The sequence below is a fragment of the Acinetobacter sp. genome, from assembly GCF_039596015.1.
In the GTDB taxonomy this organism is placed as follows: domain Bacteria; phylum Pseudomonadota; class Gammaproteobacteria; order Pseudomonadales; family Moraxellaceae; genus Acinetobacter.
Map to the genome: position 1 here is coordinate 20,904 of NZ_JBCNKN010000002.1, position 16,288 is coordinate 37,191.

A 16,288-nucleotide genomic window follows, 5' to 3' on the forward strand; every position below is an offset into this window, starting at 1 on the left:
TTTTTATTCTAGCTAAAATCTGGCTAAGAACAGTTTTAATATTGCCTGATAAAAAGCAAAAATCACCGCCCCACGTGGAACGATGATTTTAAAATTTAATGAACTAAATACGAGTGACGGCTTTATTTAATGTGAACCGAGCAAGATTGCAGTAATTAGACTGGATGCTGCTGCAACCAAAACATAATCACCATTAATTCTCATCCAACGATGACCATACGGTGGTGGTGGTAAACGCTGTTCATGCCAGTCTACATAGTAGCGCTCATCCATATAACCACGTGGAATATATTCGCCTTCATGCCAATAACGAACTGGGTGATCTCGATCTCGCCAGTAATCATGAGGTGGATAATATCTCCAATCATGCGGTGGATGGTCTCGCCAATCGTGTGGTGGCTCATCCCAATGGTGATCATGATGATACCCATAATATTCTGATGGTCGATCACCATGCTCCCACGGATCTGCCAAAGTTAGACCCGATGCAAGACTGGTGCTGAGTGCCAAGACGACCGCCATCCATTTTGACTTACGCATTTCTATCTCCTACCATTTTGCATCTAGATATCATTTAGAGCAAATAGAGCAAAATATTGATACTTTCACGCATACATTTAATTTGATGTACCGTGCTACGCTTTTCACCAATGTACGTCAATATTTAAGAGAAACCATGTAGATCTGTGCAGATTTATGCAATGCTTTGTCCGATTTCACTACGCAATTACTGCAATTTTTAGTGGCTTAAGCAAATCTTAATTTTTTGATTTTATGAAAATTTACGGTAAATCCACATAAAAAAACTGCTTCAAAGGAAGCAGTTTTCTAGTCAAATATAATCGATTTTTAAAATGATCGAATCACTTGCGCAGTGACACCAAAACCATTGTCATCAATAGCTCACGACATGTGCCTAACGGTGTGAATATGGTGCGCGATGCTCATTCCAATTTACATGATGGTAACGAGGTGAAAAGCGCTCTCCATGTGACCAACGATCTCGTCTATGGTCCCACCCTCCGTGGCGATGATCCCAACCACGGTAATCTCGGTGATCTCGATAATCACCTCGGTAGTTATAGCCATGACGATCTCCACCACGGTCATGCCAAGGATTTGCCATTGCTAAGCTACTGGTGGCTACTGTCGAAACCACTAACACAGTGGTTATAATTTTCTTCAACATCGCTATTTACCTCTTTTTTTTCACCATCAAGCCAAGACCTGACTAAAAATATTAAGGATTTGCATCAACTCCGCTTTCTTACAAAACTTTGAAGATGGATCCTGCTTGAGAAATAAATTAGTCCTTAAATATAGGTTGATGATGTAGAGAGTCATTTCCTTATGTAATAAGTTTTGCATATTCTATTTCGAATTAATCTATTTGTTTAACAAACCCACTCTTTTGTGCGGCTTCTGTAACATTTAAAGTGATTTTTAACAAATATGCTGTGATCTCGATGGGTTTTAATGTCCCAACTAAGCGACTAAACAATATTGTCAACTCAGATCAAAAGCTCACTTTCCCTACCTACTGCAATACACACGCTATTTTTGATTGATCTTTATTTATCTTCTTATCACTCAAGCATAGCTTTCGCCTTCTTGCGAAGCTTTAGCCGCTTCTCAAGACAAAGCCTTGCTTTGTTTATCTTCTTATCACTCAAGCATAGCTTTCGCCTTGCGCTCAGACAAAGCCTTGCTTTGTTTATCTTCGCTCAGGTTATAATTGTTTTTTTCGCAAAGATTGTCACAATGAAGATTCGTATTTTAACTATCGGGCAGAAAATGCCTGCTTGGGTGTTGACTGGTGTAGATGACTATTTAAAACGGATTCAACCCTTTGTACAAACTCAATTTGTTGAACTACCGATGGCGAAACGTGGCAAGAATGATTCAGAAGCAGATATTTTAAAGTATTGTCAGGTTGAAGGTGAGGCAATTCTTGCAGCACTCAAACCCAATGAAACACTCATTGCACTAGAAGTTGGTGGCCGGGAACTCAGTACAGAAAAACTTGCAACCACTATGCAAAGCTGGATGCTCGATGGTCAGGATATTGCGCTTGCCATTGGCGGGCCTGATGGTTTAAGCGATGCTGTACGTCAGGCTGCAAAATGGCATTGGTCATTGTCCAAACTGACCTTACCCCACCCTCTGGTTCGCGTTATGTTAATAGAACAACTTTATCGTGCCATGAGTATTAACCATAATCATCCCTATCATCGTGCCTAATTTTTGCAAATTTTCATTTTTCACTGATTTAATGTTTAGGTTTTTATGAATTTACAGACGCTTCCTGGTTTATTTATTTCTCATGGTTCGCCTATGTTGGCACTTGACCCTGAACAGGTTGGCCCTGCGCTAGAACGTTTGAGTTTTAATTTACCTAAACCGCAGGCAATCATTGTAATGTCAGCGCATTGGGAAAGTCAGGCACTCGAAGTCAGCACTGCCAACCGACCTGAAACTTGGCATGATTTTCGTGGATTTCCTGAAGAACTTTATCGAATTCGTTACCCTGCTGCGGGAAACCCAGCACTTGCGGAACAACTACTGTTTTTATTGGCTGAGGCTGGCTTTCAAGCACATGCCAATAGCACTCGCCCACGAGATCATGGCGTATGGATGCCTCTGCTCCATATGTACCCGCAAGCAGATATCCCTGTCATTGAAATTTCATTACCCAAGTATTTTTCTGCTGAAAAATTATATCAACTTGGTCAGACACTTCGTAGTTTAAGACAACAGCAAATATTGATTATCGGATCAGGTAGCATCACTCATAATCTATCTACCCTTGCATGGCATACACCAGATGCCGAAGTCCCTCATTGGGCAACTGAGTTTCGTCAATATGTGGTGCAAAAACTGGCACATCAAGATTATGAAGCGGTTTTAGATTGGGAAAATTTACCCTATATTCAGCAGAATCATCCGAGTTTAGAACATCTTGCCCCTTTATTCTTTGCGATGGGTACGGGACATCGTTTTAATCTGGTACATAGTAGTTTTTCGATGGGAAGTCTAGGGATGGATATTTATCGTTTCGATTAAAATTTATTTTTACGTAAAAAGCTGATGTTGTCGGCATCTTAAACGAGGCAGGAAATAACCAAGCCTGCCCCGTATTTACCCACTAAACAGCAGTTAGATTGTGTTGACCAAATGCAAAGTTAGACACCCACACCCCACCGACGAATTGGGTTTCGTGGTAACTTCTCACCGCTTCTTCTTGCTCTGCTGCACCTGCTGCCACCATCAAAGGTAACAAATGTTCCTCACGTGGATGTGCCATACGTGCAGCGGGCGCTTGCTCCCAAGCATTCAAGAGTTGATTGCGTTGCTCACCTTTATGCTCTACAACCGCAGTATATAACCATTCATCAAATGCCTGAGAAGGTTTTGCTGCAAGATAATTGAACATTCCTAAATTGTGATAACTCAAACCACTTCCAATAATGAGTACATTTTCATCTCGCAGAGGTGCAAGTGCACGACCCAGTTCAATATGAGCTTGCGGGTCTAAACCACGCTTCAAAGAAAGCTGTACCACAGGAATATCTGCTGTCGGATTGATGACCTGCATCGGTGAAAACATACCGTGGTCATATCCCCGTTGTGCATTTTGACGCACCTCAATCTTTGCAACCTGAAGCAATTCCGTCACCCGTTGTGCCAATACAGGAGAGCCATCGGATGAGTAATGTACATGATAAGTATGTTCAGGGAATCCACCATAATCATAAATCATGTCAGGTTTTAGCGTGGTTTGCACTGTAAACTGCGACTCTTCCCAATGTGCAGACACCATCAGGATTGCTTTTGGACGTTGTGGCAAAGAAGGCAATAATGCAGCCAAAGATTGTGCCAATTTTGCATAAACTGTTTTTAATTGCTCAGGCATCCACGGCCAAGGCCCACCACCATGAGAAATAAAATAAACAGGTTGGCGAGTCACTATACCTTTTGACATAACACACCTTCTTTTTTAAGTTATTGAATATCCACTACTCTAAAAATATATGATGCTTCGTTCAATCATAAAAATAGAACACTCAAGTCAAGATATAAAACAGCCAAATTTAGCATCTATTTCCACGTCAATTCCGACTGATTTACTGGGTTGAGTCCATGTTTCAGTACGACTAAAATAATTCCCTATTTTTTATCAGCCTTACTTGCCTGATTTGACCGACTATGAAAACAGAACTACTCTCACCTGCTGGATCTTTAAAAAACATGCGTTACGCCTTTGCCTATGGTGCAGATGCGGTATATGCAGGACAACCTCGTTATAGCTTACGTGTGCGAAATAACGAATTTGACCATGATAATTTACAGATCGGGATCAACGAAGCACATGCTTTAGGGAAAAAGTTCTATGTCGTGGTCAACATTCAACCACACAACAGCAAATTAAAAAACTTTTTACGTGATTTAGAACCGATTGTTGCCATGCAACCCGATGCACTGATTATGTCAGATGCAGGTTTAATCATGATGGTACGTGAGCATTTTCCTGACATGCCAATCCATCTTTCAGTACAAGCCAATGCCATTAACTGGGCCACAGTTAAATTCTGGAAAGATTATGGTCTAACACGGGTTATTTTGTCGCGTGAACTGTCTATTGAAGAGATTGAAGAAATTCAACAACATGTACCCAATATTGAGCTTGAAGTCTTTGTGCATGGCGCATTATGTATGGCCTACTCTGGACGCTGCATGCTTTCAGGTTATATGAATAAACGTGATGCCAACCAAGGTGCATGCACCAATGCTTGCCGTTGGGAATATAAAATCCATGAAGCAAAAGAAGATGAATCTGGCGATATTATTCCTGTTCAGCAAGTTGAAACGAAAAAAAGCTGCTGTTCAAGTGAGAATGACCAGCATCACTTTGCCGAACCTGTTTTAGTACAGCGCAATGAAGAAGAAATGTTTGCTGCGGAAGAAGATGAACATGGTACATATTTTATGAACTCGAAAGATCTTCGTGCGGTACAACATGTCGAACGTTTGAGTAAAATTGGGGTTGCTTCACTCAAAATTGAAGGCCGTACCAAATCATATTTCTACTGCGCCCGTACTGCACAGATTTATCGTAAAGCCATTGATGATGCATTGGCAGGTCGACCATTTGACCCAAGTTTAATGACCCAGCTTGAAGGTTTGGCCAACCGTGGTTATACCGAAGGCTTCTTGCGTCGCCATATTCACACCGAATACCAAAACTATGAAGATGGTTCATCACACTTTGACTATCAACAGTTTTGCGGCGAAGTGATTGAACGCAATGGGGATTACATCAAAATTGAAGTAAAAAATCGTTTCGTGGTTGGTGACTCCTTAGAATTAATGACACCTCAGGGCAACATTAACTTTACACTCACTGAAATGCGGGATCGTAAAGGTAATTTCATTGACAATGCAAAAGGCTCAGGGCATGTGGTCGAAATTCCGATGGATCCGAATATTGATGTTACTTTTGCCCTTTTGGTGCGTAATTTGCCTGAAGCAAAAGAAAATATCACGGCATCTGCTTTAGCATATTCAGCAGGCTAAGCTATGGCTTTACGAATTACCGATGAATGCATTAACTGTGATATGTGCCTTCCTGAATGCCCCAATACGGCGATTTCAGAGGGTAAAAAAGTCTATGAAATTGATGCACATCGCTGTACAGAATGTGTGGGGTTTTATGAAGCCCCAACCTGCATGGCAGTGTGTCCAATTAACTGTATCGAAACGGATCCTGAACACGTAGAAGATAAAGCGCAGTTACTGGAAAAATTTAAAGCACTCAATATTATTTAAGTCTATTTTTTATCGCTATAAAAACACCATTGCATATTCAAGACGTGGTGTTTTTTACATTATTCAATATTCAATGAGATAAAATCTATTTCTACAAATTACATCTCATGGCCTTCGACCAATACATGATAGATCAGCGAATGGTCTAAATTATGACATACTGATGACTTATCATACGCTAGATCTGTCAATACATCATAAATTATAGAATGTGATAAGGCATTTTCTATCGACTCGTGACTCACTTCATCTGGACTTGAAGTATCATGATGGAATTGAACCAGCATATTCATTTGGATTCCCTCACATAGTGCTGCAAGTTTTCAGTAAATGAGAAGTCGTTCATAAAACGAAAGGCGGAATTATAAATGTATTGAATCAAAAATCAATAAAAATAACTCGATAGCAAATACGATAAAAAACATTATATTTTCCATAAACATAAAAAAACCAGAGACGAATCTCTGGTTCTTCTTTACGCGTCGATTACTGACCAGAACGGATAATATAATCAAATGCAGATAATGCCGCTTTTGCACCTTCGCCTGTTGCGATAATGATTTGTTTATATGGCACGGTGGTACAGTCACCCGCAGCAAATACACCTTTTACATTGGTTTCATTGCGTTCATTAATCACAATTTCACCACGGTTAGAAAGTTCAACGGCTGTCTCTTTCAAGAAATCTGTGTTTGGTAATAAACCAATTTGCACAAAGATTCCTTCTAAAGCAATATTATGTTCTTCATTTGAAATACGGTCTAAATATTTCAAACCTGTCACTTGTGCACCATCACCTAACACTTCAGTGGTTTGAGCACTTTTAATCACTGTTGCATTTGGCAAGCTGTTTAATTTGTCCTGCAACACTTGGTCAGCACGTAAAACATCACCAAACTCAAGCAAAGTCACGTGTTCAACAATCCCCGCCAAGTCAATTGCTGCTTCGACACCCGAGTTACCACCACCAACAACCGCGACACGTTTACCTTTAAACAATGGACCATCACAGTGAGGACAGTACGCAACACCACGGGTACGATATTCTTTTTCGCCCGGTACATTCATTTCTCTCCAACGCGCACCTGTTGAAAGAATCACCGTTTTAGACTGAAGTTTTGCACCGTTTTCAAGCTCAACTTCAACCAAGCCATTACTGGTCTGATCTGCCCCTGTAATATGGCTCACACGTTGCAGGTTCATTAAGTCCACATCGTATTCACGAACATGCGCTTCTAAATCTGCTGCAAATTTAGGTCCTTGGGTTTTTTGTACAGAGGTAAAGTTTTCAATATCCATAGTATCTAACACCTGACCACCAAAGCGCTCAGCGACAATACCTGTTTGAATGCCTTTACGTGCCGCATAGATTGCAGAGGTTGCCCCTGCTGGCCCACCCCCAATCACCAACACATCAAACTCACCTTTGGCATTGATTGCAGCAACATCTTTTTCAGCAGCGTTTACGTCCAGTTTCGCCACAATTTCTTCAAGTGTCATACGACCTTGACCAATGTGTTCATTATTTTGAAACACCATTGGAACCGCCATAATTTTGCGTTCTTCAACTTCGTCTTGGAAGAAAGCACCATCAATCATGGTTGTAGTGGTTTCAGGGTTGTAGATGGCAATAAGGTTCAATGCCTGTACAACATCTGGACAGTTATGACAGCTTAATGATACAAATACATCAAAATTCGCTTTTAATTTCAAAGTTTTAATCTGATTTAATACTTCATCAGAAACTTTCGGTGCATAACCTGACACTTGTAACAAAGCTAAAATTAATGATGTAAATTCATGTCCCATTGGCAGACCGGCAAAAAATACACGAGGTTGCTCGCCTTTTTTTGCAATCCCAAAACTCGGGCGGCGTGAATTTTGTCCATCAAAACGTGCAGTCACTAAATCAGATAATTCTGCAATTTCACTCACCAGTTCCTTGATCTTTTCTGCCTTGTCAGAATTGTCCAGTGCAGCAACCAATTCAATTGGGCTTTCCAAGCGTTCAAGATAGGCTTTTAATTGTGTTTTAATGTTTTGATCTAACATGCTAACCCTCTCCAAAGGAGTAAAATGTTTAACTTGAAATCATAATACCCCATCATTTTTCATTGTAGAAACAGTATATACTTATTCAGTTAATCGGTTTTCTGAATTAAATTTCAGATTTACCCTTAGCTAAAAACCAACGACGGATTTTCTGATTCAGTGGTGTGGCATAGTATTTTTCAATCAGTGCAGCCAATATACAAGAACCAACCAGAAAGAGAACCAATAACAATAACTTGATGTCTGGCGAGGTTTCCGCAGGTATAAAAAAGACTTTTAGGAGCCCCAAAATAATCAGATGAAAAAGATATAACTCATAGCTTCTTTTTCCCAACCACACCCATACCGATACCCATCTGCCCTTCATTTCGTTTTGCTGAAAAGTTCGCTGATTCAAGGATAAAATCAAAATAGCAGTTAGACTGGCAAACACTGTCATTGACCATGTTGCGACTTCTTTAATAGGTGCATATAGATACAATGAAATCAATAAAACACTGATACAAAGTTGTATCCACTTTTTGGTTAACCACTGAAAGCGAAAGTTTTCCCATAACAAAGCAGTTAAACATCCGATTGCAATCGCATCGAAACTGGAAAAATAATGATAGAGATACGCTTCATTTTCATCTAAAAAATACAATGACCGAAAATAAGGCGCATACGCAATGATCGCCAAAAGCATGATGACAAAAATAGCTGTACGGCGGGCGAATAAACATAAAACAGGAAAAACCAAATAAAAGACTTCTTCAACTGAAAGTGACCACAACACACCTAAGGCATAATTCACCCAACCATAATGAATGATCAAAATATTCATCCAAAAAGTAAACGCAGCAAATACCGTTTTTCCGTAAGACACCTCTACTCCATTGGGTGTATGGTTGACAAAAGGCGATAACCCCAAACAACCTAAAATAGACACCAATGCTACCAACAGAACCAAACATGGGACAATTCGAGCAATACGTCGGATATAAAATGCGCCTATGTCTATTTTGGATAACTGCCCATAACGGCTTAAGCTATGTTGGGTAATTAAAAATCCCGAGATTACAAAAAACATGGTCACGCCATAATTGCCATTTCGTGCGATTAACGTGCTCAAAGGTTCTCCAAAAACCGATACGCCCAAAAATGTTGTGTGTAATTTATAAGGGATATTAAAGTGATGTAATAACACTAAAAAAATGGAGATACCTCGGAGGATATCCATTGAGGAAAAATACATATAGGTTTTCCATAATTTTATTTTCTACGTTTTTTATAATCATAAAAAAGCCTCCTGATGTGAGGAGGCTTTTCGTTACAATGGCTTAATTACGCAGCATATACTGGAAATTTTGCACAAAGTACTGCAACTTTTTCTTTTACTGCTGCAATTACAGCTTCGTCGCCTTTGCTGTCTAGGATGTCAGCAATCCAACCTGCAAGTGCACGAACTTCTTCTTCACCGAAACCACGAGTGGTTACCGCAGGTGTACCGATACGAATACCTGAAGTGACAAATGGAGAACGTGGGTCGTTTGGAACAGAGTTTTTGTTCACAGTAATGTGCGCTGCACCTAACCATGCATCAGCGTCTTTACCAGTCACGTCTTGTTTAATCAAAGACAATAAGAACAAGTGGTTGTCTGTACCGCCAGAAACAACGTCGTAGCCACGTGCAATGAACACTTCAGCCATTGCTTGCGCATTTTTCACAACTTGTTGTTGATATGCTTTGTATTCTGGTGCCATTGCTTCTTTAAAGCAGATTGCTTTAGCAGCAACAGCATGCATTAAAGGACCACCTTGGTTTCCTGGGAATACAGCAGATTGAAGTTTTTTCTCAATCTCTTCGTTTGCTTTCGCAAGAATTAGACCAGAACGTGGACCACGCAATGTTTTATGTGTTGTCGTTGTTGTAACGTCTGCAATTTGTACTGGACTTGGGTAAACACCCGCAGCAACCAAACCTGCAACGTGCGCCATATCAACAAAAAGGTATGCACCTACTTTGTCTGCGATATCGCGGAAACGCTGCCAGTCAACAACACGGCTGTATGCAGAGAAACCTGCAACGATCATACGTGGTTTATGTTCTACAGCTAGACGTTCAACTTCTTCATAATCGATTTCGCCAGTTTCAGGGTTTAAACCGTATTGAACAGCGTTATAAGTTTTACCAGAGAAGCTTACTTTAGCACCGTGAGTCAAGTGACCACCATGAGCCAAGCTCATACCTAAAACCGTGTCGCCTGGGTTTAACAATGCAAGGTAAACAGCAGAGTTTGCTTGAGAACCCGCATGTGGCTGAACGTTTGCATAGTCTGCACCAAATAATTCTTTAGCACGGTCAATTGCAAGCTGTTCAATGACGTCTACATATTCACAACCACCATAATAGCGTTTGCCTGGATAGCCTTCAGCGTATTTATTGGTTAATTTGCTTCCTTGAGCTTCCATAACTGCTGGTGAGCAATAGTTTTCAGAAGCAATTAATTCAATGTGCGCTTCTTGGCGCTCACCTTCAGAAGCAATAGCTTTTGCTAAATCTGGATCGAATTCAGAAATAGAGATGTTGGCAAACATTAGCGAGGTCCTATTATGTAGGGCTTTTAAGCCGTGCTAAAATCGAAAGATATTCTAACAGAAAATTAATCCTTTTAGACATGAAGTTTGTGCAGTATTGAATAAAATTCTCTTAAGCTTCGATTAAATTTCTATTTTGCGATACCCATAGCACAACAAACGGACATCTTCTGCTCTAATTTAAAATTTTTTATAATTTCACAATGAATTCAACATGATTTTTTGAATTAGATCGCTTTTTACCAACAATCATTCAGCTTAAATCCTTCATTTCAGGATAACTCGTTATATAATCAATCCAATTACGTTTTTAATGTTTCATTTCCATGCAAACGATTATCCTTGACACTGAAACACACACACTAAATGGCCTTCCCATCGAGATTGCCTATGCCCCTATTCAGCTTTTGGATGGCAAACTCACTTTAAATAAAAATCAGATTTTTGATCAACTTTATCAGGTTAATGAACCGATTTCTTATGCTTCAATGGCGGTTCATCATATTTTAGAGTCTGACCTGATTGGTCAACCCGAATACACCACTTTCCGACTGCCTGCTGAAACCCAATATATTATTGGTCATAATATTGACTATGACATTCAAGCAATTGCGCGTTGCGGTGTTGATGTCAGCCAATTAAAACCGATTTGTACCCTCGCGTTGGCACGTCAAGTCTGGCCAAATGCAGAAGCACATAATATTTCAGCACTGATTTATCAAATCAGTAAAGGTAGCACTAAAGCACGTGAATTACTAAAAGGTGCGCACCGTGCGGACGCTGATATTATTTTAACCGCCAATATTTTAATGCACATCATTGCTCAGCTAGGCATTCAGTCTGTCGAAGAACTCTATCTTGCCTCCGAAGATGCACGTATTCCTAAAACCATGACTTTTGGAAAACATAAAGGAACTGCAATTGCGGAGTTGCCTGCGGATTATGTGAAATGGTTGCTTCGTCAAGATGAGCTAGATCCTTATCTGAAGTCTGCACTGGAAAACCTGGGTTTTTAATTCTAGATTTTAAAACCGCTTCGCTAAGCTCAGCATAAAAAATGTAGAACAGCCTTATACATATAATTTATTATTCTTAATAAATTATATGTATAAGGCTTTTCTATTTTCGATCCACTTGAATAATTGTCTTTTATTAAATGAAGGATACAGGCATAAACATCGTGGGTTCGGCCCAAACAAGCTTTTCACCAATATAATAAAAGTCAAAGAGCATATACGTTTAAGGGTTTTACCGCACTTGGTCAATAAAGTGTGGTTGATCTTATGAGTTTAAACTACATCTCATCAGTGATTAAAACATCTACTTAAAACTCACAAAATTTTCAATCTGACAGTCTTCAACCGCATCTAACACACATTGAATATCCTGTTCAGTGGTGTATGCCCCAAAACTAAAACGTATAGCACGACTTGCTAAGTCCGTTGGAACTTCTAATGCATTCAATACGTGTGAAGCTGCTAATTGATTTGAATTGCATGCGGAACCACTCGATACCGCAGCAACGGTTTGAATTGCAGCGATCACAACATCGGCTTGTTTACCTGTAAAGCTGACATTCAGATAGTTTTCTACACGTTGGGTAGGACTTCCATTTAGTTGTACTGAGGTTAAAGCTTGTAAGCCCTGCCATAATTTTTGGCGTAATGCAGCTAAACGAATTTGCTCGCCTTCAAGTTTAACTTTTGCTAAAGCAAAGGCTGCCCCCATTCCAACAATTTGATGCGTTGCCAATGTCCCCGAACGCATACCATTTTCATGTCCACCACCATGTATTTGTGCCTTTAATTGCACCGTTGGGCGGACATACAATGCACCTATTCCCTTTGGTCCATAAATTTTATGACCTGAAAAACTCATTAAATCAATTTTCATCGTTGATAGGTCAATGGCTGTTTTACCTGCTGCCTGTGCTGCATCGACATGAAAAAGGCTGCCATTGTTTTTTACAATTTCAGCAATTTGAGCAACATCAGTCAGTGTGCCGATTTCATTATTCACCATCATCAATGAAACCAAAATTGTATCTGGTCGTAAAGCCTGCTGTACCATCTCTGGCGTAATTAAGCCTGTTTGGGGTTCAGGTTGAAGATAAGTGACATCAAAACCGTGTTGTTCCAGTTCATGACAAGTATCTAAAATGGCCTTGTGTTCAATCTGACTGGTAATAATATGCTTGCCTTGATCTGCATATTGTTGTGCAATACCTTTCAAGGCAAGATTATTAGATTCTGTTGCCCCTGATGTCCAAATAATGGCTTGAGGGTTCGCACCAATTAAATCGGCAACTTGTTGGCGGGCTTTTTCTACGGCTAAACTCGCATTTTGACCATAACGATGTGAACGTGACGCTGGATTTCCAAAGTTATTTCGAAACCCCATATATCGAACCATTTCCTCAATGATTTGTTCATCAATCGGTGTTGTCGCAGCATAATCTAAATATATTAAGTTATTCATAGTATTCAATATTTAATTTATATTAGAAGGCTCGATTTCTATCAGAATATAACAAAAATCGAATACCCAAAATCTTAGAATCAATCCTTTATACAACTTTGTATGTGTCAAAGCCAAGCTGTTTTACAAGTTCCTCTTTTGCCATAGAAGCAACTACTGATTTCTGTACAACATCGGCATGTAAGTAATTCTGAACGATACGCTTTAAATCATCTAGTGTGACATTCAACATTTGTTGGCGTAACCGTTGTCTGGTTGCTTCCGTTCGACCATGCAATGCAGCATGGCAAGCGCTTATAGCTTCTTGTGCTGGAGATGACGGTTTATCCATACCCGAAATTGCAGTCAAAATTGCAGATTCCAAAGCTTGCTGGTCATCTTGTTGCTGCAATAACCATTCTAAACTTGCATCAAAATCAGTAAATGTTTCTGCTAAACGTGGGTCACGATAGCTAAAAAACTGGAAAGCACAGGCATTGACATCGTAACTCGCACCACCGCCATAAGCTCCTCCCTGTTCACGAATAGCATGATGCAAGAAACCATTTTTCAGATACGGCCCGAGTACCATAAAGGCAGCGGCATCATCATGTTCAGCAGTCACCGCGGGATAGGCCTGTGAACAAAACTGTACATTACTTTGTGTTAACCCCAATTTTTCCCATTCACTAAAGCTATTTACAACAATAGTAGAACCACGAAAAACGGGCGTATTCACTAAACCATCAAAGCGTTGCGGTGTGCGTCCTAAATTAATTACATCTGTACTAAATTGGTTCATTGTACAATCCAAGAAATATGTCAAATTCATTTCAATTTCATTTCAAATTGATGATAGTGAGATTTCATTGGATATAAATTTTAATTTTTTCTCTTTTTTAGATAAAAAATGGATTTATATTTACTTTTAAAATAAAAAAATAGAATTAAAATTCAATAAATCTTTGCTAAATTAAAATATGATTTACTTATTTTTTGGCATTAATATTGCTAATTTATTCGATTTTTCTCAATTTACTATTCTGAATTTTTGGTTAATCATCATTGATAATTTGCTGGATTTTTTTAGGGTAGTTATTTAAAAAATCTTTTGTCACTTGAAAATGTTCAGTTTGTTCATAACTGATTTGGCAAATGCCTGTATCAGAAAACTGATAAATTTTGGCATGTGGATATGCCAATAAAATCGGTGAGTGCGTAGCAATAATCATCTGAGAATAATTGTTTTGACACAATTCATGGATAGCAGACAATGCAACCAACTGCATTGTGGGTGAAAGTGCAGCTTCTGGTTCATCCATCAGATAAAGCCCCTCACCCTTGAATTTATGGGTCAATAATTTGATAAATGCTTCCCCATGTGAGCGTGCGTGAATATTGCCACCATAACCCTCTAAATAGTTCAATTCATTCATATATGTGCCGACGTTATAGTAACTTTCAGCTCTTAAAAAATAATGATCTTTAGGCCTTTTAAAACTTTTAATTGTTCTTAAATATTGAAATAAATTCGATGTGCTACTGGCAGAATCCAACCTGACATTTAAAGTACCACCCTCTTCTGAAAACCCGAGTGCCAAAGCAATGGCTTCTAAAATAGTTGATTTTCCCCCACAAAAAAAGTGACATCAGGGTGAAATATTAACTGTTCAATATCATTGACGGCAGGTACCGCAAAGGGATAAATCGACCAGTCTGGTTGCAGTTCTGCTTTAATTTTTACTGAGCGTAGATAGGGTCTTGCATCAATCATAAACCGAGCCGATCTTTAATATCCTGTGTATACAATATACTTCGGTCTAGTTGGCTAATTTTGACATTATAGCCCGAAGCGATCATTTTCGAAGTTGCAGATAAGGCTTCATCTAACGTTGGAATGATGCCACCACTATGAAATTGCACTAAAATTGCCGTCACGGCATGTTTAGAAATTTAATCGTTGTCATCCTTTTTTTATTTTCCTCTCAATGTATTTTGAATATGTATAATTTAGAAAAAATTTAAAGGGAGCTCTGTAGTGTATTTAATTTGTTCCATCGCAAAACTAGAACTAACGTCTGTTAAACCTGAAATCTGAATTAGCTTTTTATAAACTTTATCATATTCAGCAACATCAGACACAGCAACTTTAAGCAAATAATCTGTTTCACCCGCCATTCGATAGACTTCAATCACTTCATCAATTCCATTAATGTGAGAATGAAATTTTTGAATCCATTCTACATTGTGTTGTGCTGTTTTTATAAACACCATCACAATCACATTAATATTAAGCTTTTTACGATCCAATAAGGCAACCTTCGCCCGAATAATGCCGTCTTCTTCCATTTTATGGATTCTTCGCCAACATGCGGTGTTACTTAGTCCAACTTTTTCAGCAATATCCCCTATCGCCCATGTACAGTCTTTTTGTAGAAGATCTAAGATGACTCGATCATATTTATCCAAATTTAATTTCATATCGCCAATCTTCTCTGCACTGTCTATCCGTGAAAAACAATCTTAAAGGATGATTTATTCGCATGTGATTCTAATTTTTAGCAATAAATCTCCAAAAGTTATTGCAAAAACCCTCTCAAACTACACCAAGAATCCTACTAAGGGAATCAATACTGAACTAGACTTCCATTTTATACCATCACTTACTAAAACATATTTTTAATGACTAATTCCAGACCATTGCTCAGTACATACAGCAACTCTCTTTGGCAATCTAATCATCATTATGTTTCAGCGTTAAAGCTTTTCAATCTGTCGAAACGTTAAATTAATCCGTGCTGTTATGATTTTTTTACTCGGTGGAAGGCGATGTAGCCAATAGGTTTGTGTTGTATCTTTCATCACCAATAAACTGCCATGTGCCAAAAATAGCTCAACTTTTTCGTTGGTCACTTTATGCTTAAATGCAAACCTCCTTTCAGCACCCAAACTTAACGATGCAATCGCACCATTTCGCTTTAAATCGCTTTCACCATCGCTATGCCACGCCATTCCTTCATCTCCATCATGATAAAGGTTCAGCAAGCAAGAGTTAAAAGATTCACCCGTACAACGCTCTACAATTTCTTTCAATTCGAGTAATACAGGGTTCCAAGCCAGAGCATGTTTTGTTGTTTTTGAATATGTATATGAAAATGAATCATCACCGTACCAAGCCACTTTACGCTTAGTCACGATACGTTTTCCGTAAATAATCGCTTCATCATGCTGCCAAGCCACTGAATGCAATAATTTATCGAAATACGCATTTGCTTGTTGTAATGCAATAATCGACCCGAAATATAATACTGTGCCGTCATAAGGTAGAAGGTTACGATTTATATTGTCTTGCTCAAACAGATCCATTTTCCCAATC

At 39.0% G+C, this 16,288-nt stretch carries 15 protein-coding genes and 2 pseudogenes; 5 read left to right on the top strand and 12 right to left on the bottom strand.

The genetic code is table 11. The features are described 5' to 3' along the window. Positions 1–126: 126 nt before the first annotated feature. Entirely contained in the window at positions 127–540 is a 414-nt protein-coding gene (locus ABDV70_RS01820; protein ID WP_343594959.1) for an RcnB family protein, read from the bottom strand. Between the two features lie 376 nt (positions 541–916). Next, the gene (locus tag ABDV70_RS01825) at positions 917–1,189 is read right to left on the bottom strand and encodes a hypothetical protein (protein ID WP_343594960.1); all 273 of its coding nucleotides are present in this window, start codon (positions 1,187–1,189) and stop codon (positions 917–919) included. Between the two features lie 572 nt (positions 1,190–1,761). Between ABDV70_RS01825 and rlmH the strand changes: the two genes are divergently transcribed. Together rlmH and ABDV70_RS01835 are read left to right on the top strand one after the other, a co-directional pair. Then, positions 1,762–2,241 (top strand): 23S rRNA (pseudouridine(1915)-N(3))-methyltransferase RlmH, encoded by a 480-nt coding sequence (gene rlmH / locus ABDV70_RS01830; protein ID WP_343594961.1) that lies wholly within the window; start codon positions 1,762–1,764, stop codon positions 2,239–2,241. 45 nt (positions 2,242–2,286) lie between these two features. Further along, the gene (locus ABDV70_RS01835) at positions 2,287–3,063 is read left to right on the top strand and encodes a class III extradiol ring-cleavage dioxygenase (protein WP_343594963.1); all 777 of its coding nucleotides are present in this window, start codon (positions 2,287–2,289) and stop codon (positions 3,061–3,063) included. Between the two features lie 82 nt (positions 3,064–3,145). Here ABDV70_RS01835 and ABDV70_RS01840 read toward each other — a convergent pair whose 3' ends face one another. After that, entirely contained in the window at positions 3,146–3,982 is an 837-nt protein-coding gene (locus tag ABDV70_RS01840; RefSeq protein ID WP_343594965.1) for a class III extradiol ring-cleavage dioxygenase, read from the bottom strand. Between the two features lie 224 nt (positions 3,983–4,206). Here ABDV70_RS01840 and yegQ point away from each other — a divergent pair, with 224 nt between their 5' ends. Together yegQ and ABDV70_RS01850 are read left to right on the top strand one after the other, a co-directional pair. After that, positions 4,207–5,574 carry a tRNA 5-hydroxyuridine modification protein YegQ gene (yegQ, locus tag ABDV70_RS01845; protein ID WP_343594966.1) on the top strand — a complete coding sequence of 456 codons (1,368 nt, stop codon included), beginning with the start codon at positions 4,207–4,209 and terminating at the stop codon, positions 5,572–5,574. A 3-nt stretch (positions 5,575–5,577) separates the two neighbouring features. Next, positions 5,578–5,826: a YfhL family 4Fe-4S dicluster ferredoxin gene (locus ABDV70_RS01850; RefSeq protein ID WP_343594967.1), complete on the top strand. Its 249-nt coding sequence runs from the start codon at positions 5,578–5,580 to the stop codon at positions 5,824–5,826. A 486-nt stretch (positions 5,827–6,312) separates the two neighbouring features. Here the strand turns inward: ABDV70_RS01850 and ahpF are convergent, their stop codons facing one another. The 3 genes from ahpF to glyA form a co-directional block, all read right to left on the bottom strand. Continuing rightward, positions 6,313–7,878 (bottom strand): alkyl hydroperoxide reductase subunit F, encoded by a 1,566-nt coding sequence (ahpF, locus tag ABDV70_RS01855; protein WP_343594968.1) that lies wholly within the window; start codon positions 7,876–7,878, stop codon positions 6,313–6,315. Positions 7,879–7,984: 106 nt separating this feature from the next. Beyond that, entirely contained in the window at positions 7,985–9,112 is a 1,128-nt protein-coding gene (locus ABDV70_RS01860; protein WP_343594970.1) for an acyltransferase, read from the bottom strand. 89 nt (positions 9,113–9,201) lie between these two features. Then, a complete protein-coding gene (gene glyA / locus ABDV70_RS01865) occupies positions 9,202–10,455 on the bottom strand; it encodes a serine hydroxymethyltransferase (RefSeq protein ID WP_343594972.1) in 1,254 nt (417 codons plus the stop codon). Between the two features lie 326 nt (positions 10,456–10,781). On the opposite strand from glyA, the gene ABDV70_RS01870 reads away from it, so the two are divergent. Next, entirely contained in the window at positions 10,782–11,471 is a 690-nt protein-coding gene (locus ABDV70_RS01870) for a DUF3820 family protein (RefSeq protein WP_343594973.1), read from the top strand. Positions 11,472–11,775: 304 nt separating this feature from the next. Here ABDV70_RS01870 and ABDV70_RS01875 read toward each other — a convergent pair whose 3' ends face one another. The 6 genes and pseudogenes from ABDV70_RS01875 to ABDV70_RS01900 form a co-directional block, all read right to left on the bottom strand. Beyond that, positions 11,776–12,933 carry an aminotransferase class V-fold PLP-dependent enzyme gene (locus ABDV70_RS01875; protein ID WP_343594975.1) on the bottom strand — a complete coding sequence of 386 codons (1,158 nt, stop codon included), beginning with the start codon at positions 12,931–12,933 and terminating at the stop codon, positions 11,776–11,778. An 88-nt stretch (positions 12,934–13,021) separates the two neighbouring features. Continuing rightward, positions 13,022–13,594: pseudogene (locus ABDV70_RS01880) on the bottom strand (insulinase family protein); the annotation flags it as partial. 373 nt (positions 13,595–13,967) lie between these two features. Beyond that, a pseudogene (locus tag ABDV70_RS01885) lies at positions 13,968–14,686 on the bottom strand (AAA family ATPase). Further along, entirely contained in the window at positions 14,683–14,835 is a 153-nt protein-coding gene (locus ABDV70_RS01890) for a hypothetical protein (RefSeq protein WP_343594977.1), read from the bottom strand. Before ABDV70_RS01890 ends, ABDV70_RS01885 begins: the two are co-directional and overlap by 4 nt. Positions 14,836–14,922: 87 nt before the next feature. Then, the gene (locus ABDV70_RS01895) at positions 14,923–15,393 is read right to left on the bottom strand and encodes an Lrp/AsnC family transcriptional regulator (RefSeq protein WP_343594978.1); all 471 of its coding nucleotides are present in this window, start codon (positions 15,391–15,393) and stop codon (positions 14,923–14,925) included. 276 nt (positions 15,394–15,669) lie between these two features. Further along, the gene (locus tag ABDV70_RS01900; protein WP_343594980.1) at positions 15,670–16,278 is read right to left on the bottom strand and encodes an alpha-ketoglutarate-dependent dioxygenase AlkB; all 609 of its coding nucleotides are present in this window, start codon (positions 16,276–16,278) and stop codon (positions 15,670–15,672) included. Positions 16,279–16,288 lie beyond the last annotated feature (10 nt).